The organism is Stenotrophomonas maltophilia (assembly GCF_002799245.1).
Taxonomy (GTDB): domain Bacteria; phylum Pseudomonadota; class Gammaproteobacteria; order Xanthomonadales; family Xanthomonadaceae; genus Stenotrophomonas; species Stenotrophomonas maltophilia_S.
The window spans coordinates 132,580-148,593 of record NZ_NEQV01000007.1; the positions used below are offsets into that span (position 1 = coordinate 132,580).

The window sequence follows — 16,014 nt, forward strand, 5'->3', positions numbered from 1 at the left end:
CAGACTGCTATGGCCTCCGCGATCACACAAATTCTTGGTCGCCCCAATGCTTGCGAGAACGCACTTGAGATACGCCGCGGCTACCTCAAGGCGATGGAAGATGCGCTGCGGGTTTCGCTTCTGATCCACCAAGATCCAAGGCTTCTGTTCGACACGTGGGCCAGACTGCTCCCCTTGATCGCTCAAAGCCACGAGAGTGACGGCAGCCAGCCATTTGCGACCGGGATCGTCCGCTCGCGCGATCATGGATCCCGGCGGTTGGCTGGCTGAGCGTATGGTTGCAATATAGGAAGCAATCGCGCGCGGACCAGAACGCTGTTCATCGCAGACATTCTTAGGGTGCCATTGCAGAGATTTCAGCTTTTGAGGAATAAAATTTCAGTGCAAGACGGTCCATTGCAGAAAAATTTGACTTGCGACTGACGCAACGCAGAAATTGCTGATGCACGGATGATGCAATGCAGAGATTACCGGCTAACAGATGCTGCAGCCCAGCCAGCCAACTGAGGGCTTTGCCCGATGGACGAGCCGTTACTCTTGCCTGCAGATCACGATTCTAGGATGACTTGTGCCTCAATCGGCTGACCAGGATCGGGCGTCTGTGCTGGAGGGCTCCTTAGAGCTCTTGGGTGAAATTCGAGCCGCTTGGATGGAGATAGAGCATGGACGTGACCGAAGATCGACGGCGGTGGCGGCACTTTGCCAGATGTCCCTTGATCACGCCGTGGCAGTACAGTCCCTGATCGCTACTCTGCCCCAGTCAGCAATCTCGCTGGTCCGGCCCCAGTATGAGGCCCTCGTGCGTGCAACCTGGGCATGTTATGCAGCTACCGACACCGACATCGAGAAGCTTCTTGCGCCCCTGACTCTGGAGAGTCAGCAAGCGGCAAAGAGGCTCCCTGGCGTTCAGGACATGCTCGTAAAGCTTGAGTCCTCTGGGCCCCGAGGAGCATCACAGTTGTTGGGCAGAGCCAGACAATGCCTTTATGTCGGCTTGAACTCCTATCTCCATGCCGGGATTCACCCCTTGGCAAGGCAGTTAAATGGCTACCCGGGCGCGCTTCTGGCGGGGGTGGCCATGAACAGCAATGCGCTTGCCATGCTAACCCTTCTGAATCTGGCGCACCTGTGGCCAGGCGAACCAGTTCTGGCATGGATGAATGCACTGCATCATCAATTTGGGGGTGTTTTGCCAGAGTTGGAGCCATTGACCCCCCATCAGCCCTCGCCATAGAGCTGTCCCGGATCGCCTGCGCGTCTAGGGTGGGGTCTGTGGTGAGTGACTAGGCAGTTGGGCCTCGCCCCCCTCTGGGGGCACGGGGAGAACATCACGGGCGCATAAGCAGTTGCCCCGGATTTCTCGTTGGGGCAAGTCCTGGCAGTTGATCTGTGTCGGGGGCCTGTCGGGCGACTGTCATGTTTCCAAGTTCGGCACCCTCCTAATCTGGGCTCCCTACCCCTCCGGAGTTATCTTCTATGACCACCAAGACCCCGCCTCGCCTGCTTACCGCTGCTGAGGTTGGCGCCTGCATTCGCCAGTTCCGCCAGTTGCGTCATTGGTCGCAAGAACAATTGGCCGAGATCTCGGGCCTGAACGTGCGAACAGTTCAGCGGGTTGAGCAGGGTGACTCGGCCAGTTTCGACACCCGTCGCGCACTGGCGCGCGCCTTCGATTTCAATGACATCGATGCACTCAACAAGCCTTTCTCGCTGCCGACAGACGAGGAACTGCAGGCGGCGCAAGCGCAGTTTGAGCGCGACTACATCACCCTGGCGGTGTCCCCGCTTGCTGCTGGGCGCGAGCTGGCCAGCCTGATCGTTTCGTGCGACATGGATCTGTCCGAACCGGCTTTCGAGCTGTCGCGCGAGGCGGCGAGCGAGTTTGCTGCACTGGTCGACTACTACCGTGAGTATCGCGACTGCCAAGACCTGTATTCAGAAGTCGACAAGCTAGACATCTACGACGGGCTGCAGCAGCGCATTGAGGTCCTGCGGGAACTGGGAGTATCACTGTCGCACGGTCAGCGTAAGGTCGTCATTCGGATGGGCTCAGGTATGCCGATGGATGCCACGGTCCTGTACGTCGTGGCGTTTCGCCTCGGCCACGAGTGCAGTCAGATCGTAACTCCTAAGGCAGCACGCATCGGCTGAGTCAGCATTCATTAGATCGATAGTGGTGGCGATACATCTGACAGATGTCTATTGATCGCGCCGTCGCAGTACAGTCCCTGGAGGTTGCCCTGCCTTAGTCAGCGATAGCGCTGGTCCGGCCCCAGCACAAGACCCTGATTCGTGCGACAGCAAGGTTCTTAGCTTTCGAGGCAGCGAATTTTTGATGTGCCCTGAACCCTCGCGAAGATCCACTATGGAGACGCCGTCGATTTCTGGATCCAGACCTAAGAAGCCCTCGAGTTCTGGATCCACAGGCAACTCGTCCTTGAGTTCCTGACTGCGCACCTGAGTGGTCAAGCTCCGCCCGGGTGAAGGCTCTGCGCCCAGTACTCTAGGAACTCCTCTTGAGCAATCGTTTCGATTGCGCCTGGCCTGGCATGCCGCACCATGTGGATGGCATCCGATGCCCGCTTGGCCTCGCCAGACTGCAGCAAAAGCATGGCAGCGACCGTTCCCGCGCGTCCCAACCCCCCCTTGCAGTGGACCACGATCCTTTGACCGCTCAGCATGTCAGCGACGAGCTCAGCACTTAGCTGTAGCCAATCTTTGAGGAGTCTGTCGTCTGGTGCGGCTCCATCAGTGATTGGCAGTCCATGCCAAGAGATGCCCTTCCCCGCCACTATCGCCGGTAAGCTCTCGATTCGAAGGTCCTTGAGCTCCCAAGGCTCAAGCAAGGTGACTAGGTGAGTGGCACCCCAGTCCTGAATAGCCGAGACGTCCACATCTAGGTCTCTCGCCCATGCTCCAGTCATGGCGACTTCCTGGTACTTGCCTGGCGCAAATGTCACCCCTATGCCGCCTCCATGGGCTCCAACAGGCAACTCTGCAATCAGTAACGGGTGGCTAGCGCTGGTGCGCATCATTTCGGCTCTCCCAACATGCGGTAACGTTCTGCGTCGTGCGCCGGGGCGCTCCCCGCTCATTCGCTGCACGGCTAGGATATCGGATGTTCAGATATCGTTGAACTGGAGAGAACACCTAAGGGTCAATATCGGAAAGTCAGATAGACAGTCTGTGGGCAGGTTGATATCCTGACAACTGGTATCGCGATTTGAGGGCTGTGTGGCCTATGTCGTTAGCCAACCGACCCTCATCGCGCCCTGGCCAGAACTGGACAATTTCGTTCGTTCAATAGGTCCCTTTCTTGCGTGCGCGTGGTGCGCGCTAGAGCGCTCAAGAACGGCTAGTTCGCCGGTAGCTGCTGAGGGGTTGGCCTCGCAGGCACTTGACACGCTTGCGACGCTGCGCGTCCTCCATCGCGAACCAGTCGAATGTTCTCGGCTTGCCGCAAGATCTCTGTATGAGCCCCTGGCTTGGTCCTACAAATCTCCGTGGTCTCGCAGTGACTTGAACCTTGAGTCGGCATTGACCCGGTCGCTCACCCAGTGGGCGGCTGAGTGCACGCCCAGTGCGAGGCGGAATCTCGGAATTTCACTGGCATCCACCGAAGCTCGAGCGTACTTGGCAAACCTTCTGCGGAAGCATCGGTTGGACCCGAAGCTAGGCGACGGGCTTCAGTCGATTGGATCGCCTGAATGGAATGCGCTCAGCTTGGGGCGTAAGCGCTACGTGCTGTGGGCGAGCATGCGAAATTCTGCCTCGGAGTTCATACAAAGCGGTTTGGATGAGCATGCCGCGAGGCGAGCACTTGATCGCGAGATAAAACGCAGATGCATCTGGTTAGCTGGACGCGAGCAAGCTGGAACCCTCGCCCGGAAGGATTTTTGCTTCTAGCCTGGTCAGGGTTGGCGTCAGCCGTTGATCCTGGACGTTGCAATGGAGACTTTCCTGCCGCTGGGCATGGCGTACTGGCTGGAACCTAGCGGCAGTTGGCAGCTTTAGCTTCTAGTCTGAGTAGACCGACCAGCTGCCACGGGTCCATGAGATGGTTTGAGGGGGCTCAGGACTCTATCGCGGTAAACGCCCCCCCAGGTCTATATCGACGGTTCTCCAACGAAGCGCTGGACCTTGGTTGACCGGCGAGCCTGTGGCCCATTGGACGCTGGCCAAGAGATGGCCCTCTAGTACTCGTTCAGTCGCTTACGGATTGCCTCGATGGCATCGTCCAGTCCCGCGTCGTCCTCGGGGTAAGGAGAACAAAACAGTTGAACCGGGACCCAGCAATGTTCCTGTCCCGGTTGTACATAGGGGGCGTAATCATCTAGTAGCCATGCAGAGCCGATGGGCTGGGAAACGTTGGCAAGATCCTTCGTCGGCCCAGTCCAGTCTATGTATGGCAAGCGGGCAAACCAACCCGGGGCCGCTCCTTCGCAAGCCAATAGGTCGGCAATCTCGCGAAATCTAGGCTCCGGAACTGTGGTGAAGATGACTAGACCCTCAAAGAGCGACTTTGCCGACTCCAGAAATTCGTAGAGGCCCGGGCGCGGGATCTGGCTTACAGCGTTGGAAATCAGCGTTCCTTCTAAGTCCAAGGCGAGGATGGACGGGCGCATTGTGTAATGGTCCTCTTTGGCGGGGGTGAACGTCGGTACCGCTACCAAGCCCCGCCGGAGGGTGATCCGCCGGCGGGGCTTGGTAGCATCAGACATCTTCGAACTCGCTCGCTTGCTTGAGTTGGTTCTCAAGGAAATCAATGCGCTTCTGAAGATCGGCACTTAGATAGGCTTTGTCCGTAAAGTCCATTGCTGTCTCAGGGATCATCTCCAGCTCGACGCGTGTGGATGTAGCTTGACGAATCGCCAAGGTGGTCCAGGCCTTATCGCCCTTGACGAATCCGACAGTGAATCGAGCCGTAACATGGTGTTCGGGCTTGAGGCCTTCGATGGAACGGAAATCGCTGCGCACCTTCGACGTGGCTACAGGCTGTACATCGCCATTGATGTACAGCGCCGCATTCCAGCTCGCTTCGCTCAATGGCAGTGTTGAGCGGTTGATGATGCGGGCGGTGATGACTGGCTTGGGCCCAAAGAAGCTGTTTTCCATCCGGAACTCTGGATCAACCGCACTGACCCTCTTTAGCTCGGCGATAGTAGGAAGTTGATCGTTGGCCTCCTGTCGTAGCGCTTCTATCTCCTTGGGATTGCTATCCCTGATGTGCTTAACCTGCCCTCTCACCACCTGCCTTACGGAAGCGTTTGGGTAGGTCTGGTTCAGTTTTTCAAGAAGGTCGGCAGGGATTCGTGAGAAAAACAGCCGAATCGTCTCTAACACCATGATTCAACGAGGAAACACCCCTCGACGTCAGGCAGTTCGTGGATTACAGACCTAGGCTTGATTGAACCAGAAGCCGCGTGACACAGGCATTCCTGGAGTACTGCTCAGGCACGCGTGCCCTTCTTGAATATTGGATTCAAGAGTTTCCACGCTCCTGACCCAACGGAAACCTTCAAGAAGGCTCTGACCGTCGCCTGATCCATTGCAGTAGTTCCTCGTGCGGGATCGTACGTCCAGCGTCGACGTCGGCCATACCCTCGCGGGTCCGCCGTTCCTTCTCTTCCTCGGTCAATCCCGGAAGGAGTGCTAGTAGCTTATCTTCAGGGCTCATAGGCCGATGAGCTGTGCTCAAGTTGGCTTGATTCTCGTGAAAAAATATGGGCAGGATCTGGGGATCATCCAAGCCCGCCGGCAAAGGCAGCGATACGTCGTGGACCGCCAAGTCGATGATGACGTCCAAATCTGAGCATAAGGGCTGTATGGCGGTGGTCACCAGACGAGCCGCCCGCTCGGCGAAAGCCAGGTCCACCACCAGCCAGATCAACAGACCGGGAGGCTGTTCGACGCCCCCTGACGAGTGAGTTTCCAGGAGATAGGCCGACGAGACGAAGTCGGCGTGCTCAAGGCTGCCGCTGATGGCCGGAGCGAGCCAAGCCGGCGCGGCCTGGGCAGGTCTCACCGCGAACTCCGCCGGCGCCAGACGTTCCACCCTGGCCAGAAAGCCCGTATCCAACAATGTCGCAACCTCTTCCGGGTACAGGACAACGCCGCCGTAGTTGGGATTGAGCATCAACGTCGCGCCGCGAGTACCGGTTAGCAGCTCACGGCCTGAAACTCCCAGAATTCTGACAGCAGACGAGCTGGCCGCCTGCGCCTTGTCGAGCGAGGTAAAGAAAGGGATCGCATCGAAACCGTCAGGATGGCGGAACTGGACCAGCCGCAGTGTCTGCGCGTCGTCCGAGATGGGCGCATGCACGTACACGATCGCATCCATCAGTCGCTTGAAGAATGCGCGTTCCTCGGCCGCACTGTCGCGGGCCCGTTCAAAGGAAGCCTCCAGCGCTGTCTCCGCAGACGTAGTCCCTCTTCCACGCGGCCTGCTCGGTTGCTTCATGGTCAGATGCGATGAGGGCCGAGCGGGTACCCGGAGAACCAATCCGCCTCGATCTCGCTGCTCAGGTAGGGTCGTACGAAGGCCGACTGGGTCAGCGCTCGCAGCCGCTCTTCGTGCTCAGCAATCGCCTCGATGTCGCTGACGGTTGGATAGTGCCGCAGCAGTCGATATGCCTCTTGCCGCACCTCTTTAGGCACGGCTTGGCTGGCCGCTAGCTGCCTGAGGAACGCGCCCGCCTGCAGCACATTGCGGGTGCGCTCAGATGGCATCGTCATGACATCAAGAATGACTAGCACTAAGGAATGCTTAGCTTATCGCGTTTGTGGCCGGCCAGGGCACGGTGCAACTACAGACCTTGCGATTCCTGTATTAATGTAATATAATCAATAACTTAATTCGCATAAGTGAGCGTTATGTCCATGGAGTGAGGGCCAATAGGAACGAGCAGGTAGCCTGAGCCTTCCCATGATGGGAAGGTCAACAACGCGGGACGGATTACCACTCAACTTGCCTGTCGTTTGACCTTCCCACCGTGGGAAGGCTCATCGTCACGCCGTCGGCAAACCGCCGATGCTTTTGGAGGGTTGTCCATGAATCTCGTTGTTGAAGGTATGACCTGTGGTCACTGTGTCCGAACGGTCACCCAAGCCATTCAGGCCCTTGACCCCCACGCCCAGGTGGACGTCGATCTGGGCAGTGGCGTGGTCAAGATCGAGGGCCTGCTTGCCGTAGAACAGGCGGTTGAGGCTATCCAGCGGCAAGGCTATGTGATCGCTGCGGTGCTCCCTTCTGAGGCTGGTACGCCGGCCGCCCCGGCCGTCGCATCCTCCTGCTGCGGCGGATGCCACCGCTGAGTCCGCGCGAGGGCTTGATCCTGATCAATGACAGTCGGCCCCAAGAGGGCTAGACTGGCCATCATGAGAGCTCGCACGTCCCCTGCCCTGATCTGCCCAGCGTCCGCAGGCGCTGCTTCGGGCGTGCGGGAGCTGTCATGGTGAGGCTGCTGAGGCGATGGCGGCGACCCCGTTCTCGTGCCCGACTGGCATGGCTGGGACTGTGGGCGCTGCTGCTGCAGCAACTCGCGCTGGTGGCTTACGCCTGTCCGCTGGAATCGGTGGAAGCTGGACAAGCGACCCTGATGGTCGGTTGCGAAGAGATGTCCACGCCGGATCCCGATGCTCCGGCGTTGTGCGACCAGCATTGCCAGCGCGATCACATCGCCACGGCCGATGCGAAGGCCCCTCAAGTGCCTTACCAGCCCGCGCTGGCCGCCTTCGCGCTGGTGCAGGCTCTGTTGCCACCGGTACACGCGCAGTTGTATCGGGATGTTCCGGTGTGCGTGTCCGATCCGCCTCCCCTGCAGCGCTTCTGTAGCCTGCTGATTTAAGCCCCCTCCTGGATTGACCCGTGCTCGTGCTGCATGCGTTGCAGCGCGCTCGTTGTCGTTTCCCGGAGGTCTTATGGAGATGTCTTTCTTCTTGCGTGCAAGGCGCAAGATGGCGTGTGGGTTCGTGTTTGCCCTGGCGCTCAGTGGTCCTGTGCTGGCGGCATCGCCCGCTATCCCGATCAGCTACACAGAAGCCCTACAACGGGCGCTTGCTAACGCCCCAACCCTGCAGGTGCGCCGATCGCAGATCGATGCCAGTACCGAAGAAGCCGCGCGTGCTGGCGCGCTTCCCGACCCACGTTTGATCGTGGGGCTGGCGAACTGGCCCGTCAGCGGACCCGATGCCTTCAGCTTGCGGGCCGATGAGATGACCACCCAGCAAATCGGTCTGATGCAGGAGTTTCCTGCGCGTGCGAAACGACGTGCCGAGCACGCGTTGGCGCAAGCGACGCTGGCGCAAGCGCGCTCACTGTCGATGGCCGAACAGCAGATGGTGGCCCAAGCGGCCGCGCTGGCCTGGATCGAGCTGTGGAGTACGCAGCAAGCCGTAGATGCGTTGGAAGGTCTGCGCGAGCCGGCCCGTATAGCCGAGCGTGCGGCGCGTGCTCGCTTGGCAGGCGGCACGGCCGGGGCCAGTGATGTGCTTGCCGCCCAGGCCGCCCTACTGCAGTTGGACAATCGCCTGGAGCAGGTACATGCGGAGCACGCCGCCGCGCAGGCCGGCCTGGCGCGGTGGTTGGGTATTGCACCAGAGGCGATCTTGGCCAGTGGTGCGGCACCGGATTTTTCGCAGTTGCCATTGGAGCCCACCCAACTGCTGGCCAAACTGGACCAACACACGCCACTACTGGGCTGGGAGGCACGCGAGAGCTTAGCCCAGGCCCAGGTGGATGCGGCCGTGGCCGAAACCCGCCCGGATTGGAGTGTGGAGCTCACCTACGGACGTCGCGAGCGCGCACCCGACGGCATGGCGCGCAGCGACATGCTCATGGTGGAAGTGGGTGTGGGCCTGCCGCTGTTCCAGAAGAACCGCCAAGCACGAGGCATCGCGGCACGGCGGGCCGAGCTGGAGGCGGTGTCCGCAGAGCGCGATGAGGCCCGGCGCATCCAAGCCGAGTCGGTGCAACGCGCGATAGCGCGATGGCGCGGGTTAACCGGCCAGTTGGAGCGCCAGAACACGCAGAGCCTGCCTTTGGCGCGCGATCGTGCACGCACGGCGTTGGCCGCCTACGGCGCCGGTGCCGACCTGCAGCCGTGGCTGGAAGCGCGGCGCGATGAGATCGAATTGCACCTGGAGAACGCCCGTCTGCTGGGCGAACAGGGCCGTGCCTGGGCGGCACTGGCCTATCTGCTACCCCATGAGGAGAACACGCCATGAGCCCGACCAAGACGCGTCTCACACAGCTCGCCGTGGCCCTCGGGTTGCTGGCGCTCGGCTTTGCCGGCGGCTACGCCTGGATGACTCGAACCTCTGATACCACCCCGCCCCCCGGCACGAGCGTCGCAGATCAAGCACGCAAGGTGCTGTACTGGTACGACCCCATGGCGCCGGAGCAGCGATTCGACAAGCCGGGCAAATCTCCGTTCATGGATATGGAGTTGCTGCCCAAATACGCAGATGAGGCCATAGGGGGCGGAACGCAGATCGATCCGCGCCTGCAGCAGAACGTGGGCATACGCACTCAGGAAGTGACGGTAGAGTTACTAGGGACTGCCGTACGCGTGCCGGGCACACTGACGTGGGATCTGACCCAGGAAAGCGTGATCAGTGCGCGCATGGAAGGCTTGATCACCCACGTGCAGGTAAAGGCGCCGTTTACCGAGGTTCGTCGTGGTCAAACGCTGGCCACCGTGCAGGCCCCGGCATGGAACGCGGCCATCGCCGAAGCACATGCCCTGAGCCAAGCTCAGTCCGCGGGCGCGCGTGAGCTGCAGGGTGCGGCGCAACAACGGTTGCGTTCGTTGGGTGTTCCTTCTGGCGCCTCGGCCAGAAGTGGCGTCGTGCTTAGCGCAGACCACAGTGGTGTCGTGACCGAGATCCTGGCACGCGAGGGACAGACGGTGATGCCCGGTACGCCACTGTTCAAGATCAATGGGCTGGACACGTTGTGGCTGGAGGCCTCGGTACCCCAGGCAGCGCTGGGCACCTTGCGGCCGGGGACCTCAGTGCAGGCCACGGTCAGTGCCTGGCCGGCAGAGCGCTTTGCCGGACAGATCCAGGCGTTGCTTCCCCAGGTCGACATGGCTAGTCGCACGCAGCGGGCGCGAATTGTGCTGCGCAACCCGCAGCGTCGGCTGGTGCCGGGCATGTTCGCCGAGGTTCTGGTGCAGCCCGACGCCGAGCAGGCCCTGCCAGTCGTTCCCACGGAGGCGCTGATCGCCACCGGGCGGGACAGCCGGGTCATCGTGCAGGATCCGGACGGGAGCTTCCGGCCAGTGCGGGTGAGTGTGGGACGTAGCGTGCAAGGGCGCACGCAGATCGTGGCAGGCTTGGCCGGTGGTGAACGCGTGGTCGTCTCGGGTCAGTTCTTGCTCGACTCCGAAGCCAGTCTCTCCGGTGCGTTGGAGCGCCTGGGTGCTGCACAACCGACACGCCCTGCCAGCGCATCAGGTGTGCACGAGCGCCATGACGCCGGGCACGAACCACGCACTGTCGTGCCGTCACCGTCCAGACAGCCGGCGCCTGTCGCGCCAGACACCTCCACCTCTACGCCGCCGCGCTGCCCGGTGCAGTACTGGTATGACCCGATGGTGCCGGAGAAGCATTTCGACAAGCCGGGCAAGTCACCGTTCATGGATATGCAGTTGGTACCCAAGTTCGGCCCCGCCGCAGCCGCTGATTGCCAGGCAAGCGAGGTCATGTCCGAAGCGATGGAGGGCACACCATGATCGCGCGCCTGATCCATGCTTGCATCGCCAATCGCGTGCTGGTGCTGGTTGCCGCCGCGCTGCTGGCGGTGGTCGGTATCTGGTCGGTAAAGAACACGCCGCTGGATGCGCTGCCGGACCTGTCCGATACCCAGGTCATCATCCGCACGCAATGGGCGGGGCAAACCCCGCGCATCATCGAAGACCAGGTCACCTACCCGTTGGCCACCACGATGTTGTCCGTGCCGGGCGTGAAGGCGGTACGCGGCTTCTCCTTCTTCGGTGATTCATTCGTCTACATCCTGTTTGACGATGCCACTGATCTTTACTGGGCGCGCTCTCGAGTGCTCGAGTACTTGAGCCAGGTACGCGATCGACTTCCGCCGAATGTGAATCCGGCGCTGGGTCCTGATGCGACAGGACTGGGCTGGATCTACCAGTACGCCTTGGTGGATCGGACAGGTCAACGTGATGTGGGGCAGCTGCGTGCGTTGCAGGACTGGTTTCTTCGTTATGAGCTAAAAACCGTGCCGGACGTGGCTGAAGTAGCCAGTGTGGGCGGTGCGGTGCGCGCCTGGCAGATCCAGCCCGATCCGCAGGCGTTGGCGGCCCGTGGACTGACGGTGGCCGAGCTCATCGAGGCGGTGGATGCGGCCAACGGCGCTACCGGGGGCTCGGTGATCGAACAAGGCGAAGCCGAACTGATGGTGCGCAGCGAAGGCTACCTGCGCACACAGGAGGCGTTCGAACAGGTGCCGGTAACCGGCAACGACGGCATCCCCGTCCTGCTCGGCGAGGTGGCCACGATCAGTCGCGGGCCGGTCTTCCGTCGTGGTATCGCAGAGTTGGATGGTCAAGGTGAGGTGGCCGGCGGCGTGATCGTCCTGCGGACCGGCAAGGATGCCTTGGGGGCCATTCGGAACGTCAAAGCGCGACTGCAGGCGTTGCAATCCAGCTTGCCCGAGGGCGTGGAAGTGGTGCCGGTGTACGACCGCTCCGAGCTGATCCAGGATGCGGTACGCAACCTCACCCACAAGCTTGGCGAAGAGTTTCTGGTCGTAGCGCTGGTATGCCTGCTGTTCCTGTGGCACCTACGCTCGGCGTTGGTGGCCGTCATCACCCTGCCTTTGGGTATCCTGGCGGCCTTCATCGTGATGCACGCCCAGGGGATCTCCGCCAACTTGCTGTCATTAGGCGGCATCGCCATCGCCATTGGTGCGATGGTCGATGCAGCGGTGGTGATGATCGAAAATGCACACAAGCATCTGGAGCACTGGCGGGAGGCGCACGGCCGGGAACCTCAGGGTGAGGAGCGCTGGCAGCTGATGGCCCGCTCGGCGGCCGAGGTCGGACCGGCCCTGTTCGCCAGCTTGCTGGTCATCACCCTGTCTTTCGTGCCGGTTTTTGCCCTGCAGGCGCAGGAAGGGCGATTGTTCTCGCCTCTGGCCTACACCAAGACCTACGCGATGGCCGCCGCAGCAGGGTTGTCGGTGACCTTGATCCCCGTCTTGATGGGCTACCTGATCCGCGGCCGCATCCGCCCGGAACAGCAGAACCCCATCAATCGCATCCTGATCGCTGGCTATCGGCCCATCCTGCTGTGGGTCCTCAAACATCCCGGTGTCACCTTGCTGCTCAGCGGCCTGCTGCTAGTGCTCACCTTGATCCCCTTTAGCCGGTTGGGCAGTGAGTTCATGCCGCCCTTGGAAGAAGGCAGCCTGTTGTACATGCCCACGGCCCTGCCCGGCCTGTCCGCCGACAAGGCCCGTCAGTTGCTCCAGCTCTCGGGCCGGATGATCAAGACCGTACCGGAGGTTGAGCACGTGTTCGGCAAGGCGGGCCGTGCCGAAAGTGCGACCGATCCGGCACCGATCGAAATGTTTGAGACCACCGTGACCTTCAAGCCGCGGGATCAATGGCGCCCGGGCATGACCCCCCAGAAGCTACGCCAGGAGTTGGACGCAGCGGTCAAGATTCCCGGTCTGACCAACCTATGGGTCCCGCCCATTCGCAATCGCATCGATATGTTGGCCACCGGCATCAAGAGCCCGATTGGGATCAAGGTCTCCGGACCCGATGTGGAGCAGATCGAGCGCCTGAGCCAGCAGATCGAGCAGGTGGCCAAGACTGTGCCCGGCGTGAGTTCGGCACTGGCCGAACGCGTCACGGGTGGGCGCTATGTCGATGTACAGGTGCGCCCGGAAATCGCTGCACGTTACGGATTCACTCAAGGCCAACTCCAGCAACTGATTGCCACGGTCGTTGGCGGTGATCCAATCGGGGAAACGATCGAGGGGCGCGAACGCTATCCCATCGTCTTGCGCTACCCCCGTGGCCAGCGTGACTCGTTGCAGGCCTTGCAGGATCTGCCGCTGATCGCGCCAGGCGGTGTGCAACTGACCTTGAGCCAGGTGGCGGAGCTGTCAATCAGCCCAGGCCCGCCGATGCTCAAGAGCGATAACGGCCGGTTGGTGGGCTACATCTACGTGGATGTGGCCGATCGCGACTTGGGATCGGTGGTCCAGGACCTGCAAGCCGCGGTGCAGACCCAGGTGAGTTTGCCTGCCGGCTATGGTCTGGCGTGGTCGGGGCAGTACGAGTATCTGCAACGGGCTTTGGCACGCCTGCAATGGGTGGTGCCCGCGGCGTTGGCGATCATCTTCCTGGTCATCTGGATGGTGTTTCGCCGGCTTAGCGATGTATCCATCATCCTGCTCAGCTTGCCCTTGGCGTTGGTGGGCGGTTTCTGGTTGATCTGGGGGCTGGGCCATGCGATTTCGGTGGCCAGCATGATCGGATTCATCGCCCTGGGCGGCGTTGCGGCTGAGTTCGGCGTCATCATGCTGCTGTACCTGCGTCATGCCTGGGAGCAGCGCTTGGCCAGCGGTGCGCCGGAAGATGTGTCTACCCTGCAAGAGGCTATCTACGAAGGCGCCGTGCAACGGGTGCGCCCGAAGGCGATGACGGTAGCCGTCATCCTGGCCGGGTTGTTTCCGCTTTTCGTCGGTGCCGGTGCCGGCTCGGAGGTCATGCAACGTATCGCCGCGCCGATGCTGGGTGGCATGCTCACCGCACCGGTGCTCTCTATGGTGGTGATTCCCGCAGCGTTCTATCTAGTGCGGCGACGTGGATTGCGCGCGGCGCGGGGCGACCAATGAGAGACAGACTGAGCACTTGAGGTAAGTCCCCACAAAAAGACGCCAGTCATGGAAGAAGTCATGACTGGCGTCAAAGGGGAGAGTACCGCCTACATGCTTACTTATCAGTGCCCGGCGTGCGGGGAAATCTCAAAGCTCAGCGACGCCCGATCCGACACAAAATCCAAACCCTTTTGTGTAGAGGGCACAATGTGATTGGTGTGGATGTACCAGGTCTTGGCGGTGGTCACCTGGAAACTGGCTTGGCCTTGGGCATCGGTGCGCAGGAGCGTAGCGCTACCGTGCCCACCCTTGACCGGTGCGTCAGCACGATGACCGACGTACACGCGTAGGTTGGGCACTGGCGTGCCCTGCTGCAGCACCTGGAACGACAGCTGTTCGCCGACCTTCACGCTTCCAGGATTGCGGGCCAAGCGGATCTCCAGCGGATAGCCCAGCGAGGCAGCGAAATCGTCGGTCAGTTTTGTGCCCACCTGTCCAATGGTACGAGCATGCTTGGTATAGCTATAGGTGACCCCTTTGGGAAACTTGCTCGCATCATAGGTGGCCAGGGTATCGGGCAAGTCTTCCAACTCCAGGTACTTGCCGAACTCGCTGGCCGTACGCGTGCTGGTGGAGGCCATCGTCGAGACCCCCAGCAGATAGGTGCCCTCGCCCGCCGGATGCACGGTGAGCTGGCTCTGCTTGCCGACCTCTTTCCAACTGGCCAAGTCCGGTGCAGCCTTAGCGCCGCCCTGACTCAGCGAAACGTCCTGTAGACGCGCTCGGGTGACTGCACCTGCACTTTCATCGAAGGTGCCATTGTTCACCAACGCTGTGTTCGCCTCGCCCGCTGCGGTGCCAGGCTTGGAGAAAGCGACAAACAGGTCGTGCGCACCGGCACTGCCGGCCACAGCGAACAGCAGTAGTGTGGCGGATAGTTGCGTGTTTCTCATGATGTGTAGCTCCTCGTGATCGTGGCTTACCAGTGGTAACCAAAGCGGACATTCCAGCGACGACCCAGCAAGTCGTACGTCATGGTGTCGGTGTCGGTGTTGGGGTTGTTCTTCACGAACGGCGCCTTCTTATCGAGCACTTTTTCAACGCCGGCGGAGATATCCCACTTCTTCTTGATGCCGTAGCTCAGTTGCAGGCTGTGGTACACCACGCTGGACACATGCGAGCCGATCGTGTCGGGCACGGCGATGATGTCGTCCGCGCTGCCGATGTACTGCGCCGAATAGACGCCGGTCCAACGGTTCTTGCCCATACGCAGTGAGCCCAAGCCACGCCACTGGGTGTAGCTACCCAAGCCGCTGGTGATCTTGCCGGCGTACTCAATGGTGGTGGCCCCGGGCGTGAGCGCCCCCAACCCACGCGGGGTGAGTCTGGAGGTCCTGGAAGCCCTGCTGGATCTGGTCATGGCCTCGGGCAAGGTACGTGTGGTCGACGTGGCGGAACTGTGTCCGCCCCTGGATCCGGATCAAGCCACCGCACGTGTGGCCGCGCGTTTGATCCACCGAATGGTCAGTGCGCAGGCTCAGTGAAGTGATATCGGCTGGCAAAAGGCAGTGAGCTAATGGGAACGCTCAGCCAGCAACTGCTTCATTTGCGCGATCTCCTGTGTCTGCGAGGTAATAATGTCCTGGCAGAGCTTCACCAACTCAGGATCCTTCAGACGATTCTCCTCACACATCAGGATGGCGCCAGCGTGGTGGGGAATCATCGAACGGATGAACTGTTTGTCAGTGACCGCTGCTTGAGTGCGAATGCCCCACCAGCAGAACAGCATGAACGCCACCGTCAGACCAGCCAGAATCAGATTGCGTCGGCGATCGGGGTACATGCTGGACATTAGCCACAGCTCGATCAGCAGCATGGGAGCGGCCATCAGGCCCGCCATGTAGAACTGGTTCACGTTGTTATAGACGTTAGCCCACTGATCGACCATTGCGTACATCAATGCGTACATGGCCACGAAAGACAGGCCCATCATCAACAACAGGCGGCCGTAATGGCCTTGATGCCCTTGTTGTGCCTGGTGGGCAGGTTGGTGTGAGGCGTGCGGTTTTGCGTGCTGGGACTGCGGGTCTTGCGCGTTTTCGTGCGTACCGTGCGAAGAGGACATAACAATCTCCGTGGGAATGGCAGAACGGCGGAAG

Annotated in this window: 17 protein-coding genes; 9 read left to right on the forward strand and 8 right to left on the reverse strand. The window is 60.9% G+C overall.

The window, feature by feature from the left end; all coding sequences use genetic code 11:
• Positions 1-9: 9 nt before the first annotated feature.
• The 3 genes from B9Y64_RS22060 to B9Y64_RS19060 all read left to right on the forward strand — a co-directional run bounded on the left by B9Y64_RS22060 (position 10) and on the right by B9Y64_RS19060 (position 2,151).
• Positions 10-270, forward strand: coding sequence for a hypothetical protein (locus B9Y64_RS22060; protein WP_049401600.1), 261 nt, complete (start codon positions 10-12; stop codon positions 268-270).
• Positions 271-706: 436 nt separating this feature from the next.
• Positions 707-1,234: a DUF6988 family protein gene (locus B9Y64_RS22595; protein WP_395760189.1), complete on the forward strand. Its 528-nt coding sequence runs from the start codon at positions 707-709 to the stop codon at positions 1,232-1,234.
• 242 nt (positions 1,235-1,476) lie between these two features.
• Entirely contained in the window at positions 1,477-2,151 is a 675-nt protein-coding gene (locus tag B9Y64_RS19060) for a helix-turn-helix domain-containing protein (RefSeq protein ID WP_005413401.1), read from the forward strand.
• Positions 2,152-2,465: 314 nt separating this feature from the next.
• Here the strand turns inward: B9Y64_RS19060 and B9Y64_RS19065 are convergent, their stop codons facing one another.
• From B9Y64_RS19065 to B9Y64_RS19085, 5 genes are all read right to left on the reverse strand, one after another.
• Positions 2,466-3,095 carry a cyclin-dependent kinase inhibitor 3 family protein gene (locus B9Y64_RS19065; RefSeq protein ID WP_306341171.1) on the reverse strand — a complete coding sequence of 210 codons (630 nt, stop codon included), beginning with the start codon at positions 3,093-3,095 and terminating at the stop codon, positions 2,466-2,468.
• Positions 3,096-4,193: 1,098 nt separating this feature from the next.
• Positions 4,194-4,625 (reverse strand): NIF family HAD-type phosphatase, encoded by a 432-nt coding sequence (locus tag B9Y64_RS19070; protein ID WP_031269101.1) that lies wholly within the window; start codon positions 4,623-4,625, stop codon positions 4,194-4,196.
• Positions 4,626-4,713: 88 nt separating this feature from the next.
• Positions 4,714-5,346 carry a hypothetical protein gene (locus B9Y64_RS19075; protein WP_021201832.1) on the reverse strand — a complete coding sequence of 211 codons (633 nt, stop codon included), beginning with the start codon at positions 5,344-5,346 and terminating at the stop codon, positions 4,714-4,716.
• 172 nt (positions 5,347-5,518) lie between these two features.
• Positions 5,519-6,460, reverse strand: a complete 942-nt coding sequence (locus B9Y64_RS19080) for an SseB family protein (RefSeq protein WP_049401588.1) — start codon at positions 6,458-6,460, stop codon at positions 5,519-5,521.
• A 2-nt stretch (positions 6,461-6,462) separates the two neighbouring features.
• The gene (locus B9Y64_RS19085; RefSeq protein WP_223224794.1) at positions 6,463-6,756 is read right to left on the reverse strand and encodes a BPSL0761 family protein; all 294 of its coding nucleotides are present in this window, start codon (positions 6,754-6,756) and stop codon (positions 6,463-6,465) included.
• A 315-nt stretch (positions 6,757-7,071) separates the two neighbouring features.
• Between B9Y64_RS19085 and B9Y64_RS19090 the strand changes: the two genes are divergently transcribed.
• The 5 genes from B9Y64_RS19090 to B9Y64_RS19110 all read left to right on the forward strand — a co-directional run bounded on the left by B9Y64_RS19090 (position 7,072) and on the right by B9Y64_RS19110 (position 13,873).
• The gene (locus B9Y64_RS19090; protein WP_224482004.1) at positions 7,072-7,314 is read left to right on the forward strand and encodes a heavy-metal-associated domain-containing protein; all 243 of its coding nucleotides are present in this window, start codon (positions 7,072-7,074) and stop codon (positions 7,312-7,314) included.
• A 137-nt stretch (positions 7,315-7,451) separates the two neighbouring features.
• Positions 7,452-7,847 (forward strand): hypothetical protein, encoded by a 396-nt coding sequence (locus tag B9Y64_RS19095; RefSeq protein WP_005413404.1) that lies wholly within the window; start codon positions 7,452-7,454, stop codon positions 7,845-7,847.
• Between the two features lie 73 nt (positions 7,848-7,920).
• Positions 7,921-9,225, forward strand: a complete 1,305-nt coding sequence (locus B9Y64_RS19100) for a TolC family protein (protein ID WP_170935783.1) — start codon at positions 7,921-7,923, stop codon at positions 9,223-9,225.
• Positions 9,222-10,736 (forward strand): efflux RND transporter periplasmic adaptor subunit, encoded by a 1,515-nt coding sequence (locus tag B9Y64_RS22435; protein WP_005413406.1) that lies wholly within the window; start codon positions 9,222-9,224, stop codon positions 10,734-10,736. The genes B9Y64_RS19100 and B9Y64_RS22435 overlap by 4 nt, the downstream gene beginning before the upstream one ends.
• Positions 10,733-13,873, forward strand: coding sequence for an efflux RND transporter permease subunit (locus B9Y64_RS19110; protein ID WP_005413407.1), 3,141 nt, complete (start codon positions 10,733-10,735; stop codon positions 13,871-13,873). The genes B9Y64_RS22435 and B9Y64_RS19110 overlap by 4 nt, the downstream gene beginning before the upstream one ends.
• Before the next feature lie 104 nt (positions 13,874-13,977).
• Here the strand turns inward: B9Y64_RS19110 and B9Y64_RS19115 are convergent, their stop codons facing one another.
• Entirely contained in the window at positions 13,978-14,808 is an 831-nt protein-coding gene (locus tag B9Y64_RS19115) for a DUF4198 domain-containing protein (protein ID WP_005413408.1), read from the reverse strand.
• Between the two features lie 26 nt (positions 14,809-14,834).
• Positions 14,835-15,137, reverse strand: a complete 303-nt coding sequence (locus B9Y64_RS19120; RefSeq protein WP_223224793.1) for a TonB-dependent receptor — start codon at positions 15,135-15,137, stop codon at positions 14,835-14,837.
• Between the two features lie 73 nt (positions 15,138-15,210).
• Between B9Y64_RS19120 and B9Y64_RS19125 the strand changes: the two genes are divergently transcribed.
• Positions 15,211-15,399, forward strand: a complete 189-nt coding sequence (locus tag B9Y64_RS19125; protein ID WP_187756563.1) for an arginase family protein — start codon at positions 15,211-15,213, stop codon at positions 15,397-15,399.
• Positions 15,400-15,428: 29 nt separating this feature from the next.
• Here the strand turns inward: B9Y64_RS19125 and B9Y64_RS19130 are convergent, their stop codons facing one another.
• Positions 15,429-15,980: a DUF305 domain-containing protein gene (locus B9Y64_RS19130; protein ID WP_031269107.1), complete on the reverse strand. Its 552-nt coding sequence runs from the start codon at positions 15,978-15,980 to the stop codon at positions 15,429-15,431.
• Positions 15,981-16,014 lie beyond the last annotated feature (34 nt).

Coding starts and splice junctions, on each gene's coding strand:
- B9Y64_RS19130 (WP_031269107.1), bottom strand. CDS start 15,980: ATGTCCTCTTCGCACGGTACGCACGAAAACGCGCAAGACCCGCAGTCC.
- B9Y64_RS19080 (WP_049401588.1), bottom strand. CDS start 6,460: ATGAAGCAACCGAGCAGGCCGCGTGGAAGAGGGACTACGTCTGCGGAG.
- B9Y64_RS19060 (WP_005413401.1), top strand. CDS start 1,477: ATGACCACCAAGACCCCGCCTCGCCTGCTTACCGCTGCTGAGGTTGGC.
- B9Y64_RS19075 (WP_021201832.1), bottom strand. CDS start 5,346: ATGGTGTTAGAGACGATTCGGCTGTTTTTCTCACGAATCCCTGCCGAC.
- B9Y64_RS19100 (WP_170935783.1), top strand. CDS start 7,921: ATGGAGATGTCTTTCTTCTTGCGTGCAAGGCGCAAGATGGCGTGTGGG.
- B9Y64_RS19110 (WP_005413407.1), top strand. CDS start 10,733: ATGATCGCGCGCCTGATCCATGCTTGCATCGCCAATCGCGTGCTGGTG.
- B9Y64_RS22595 (WP_395760189.1), top strand. CDS start 707: ATGTCCCTTGATCACGCCGTGGCAGTACAGTCCCTGATCGCTACTCTG.
- B9Y64_RS22435 (WP_005413406.1), top strand. CDS start 9,222: ATGAGCCCGACCAAGACGCGTCTCACACAGCTCGCCGTGGCCCTCGGG.
- B9Y64_RS22060 (WP_049401600.1), top strand. CDS start 10: ATGGCCTCCGCGATCACACAAATTCTTGGTCGCCCCAATGCTTGCGAG.
- B9Y64_RS19095 (WP_005413404.1), top strand. CDS start 7,452: ATGGTGAGGCTGCTGAGGCGATGGCGGCGACCCCGTTCTCGTGCCCGA.
- B9Y64_RS19115 (WP_005413408.1), bottom strand. CDS start 14,808: ATGAGAAACACGCAACTATCCGCCACACTACTGCTGTTCGCTGTGGCC.
- B9Y64_RS19065 (WP_306341171.1), bottom strand. CDS start 3,095: ATGAGCGGGGAGCGCCCCGGCGCACGACGCAGAACGTTACCGCATGTT.
- B9Y64_RS19090 (WP_224482004.1), top strand. CDS start 7,072: ATGACCTGTGGTCACTGTGTCCGAACGGTCACCCAAGCCATTCAGGCC.
- B9Y64_RS19070 (WP_031269101.1), bottom strand. CDS start 4,625: ATGCGCCCGTCCATCCTCGCCTTGGACTTAGAAGGAACGCTGATTTCC.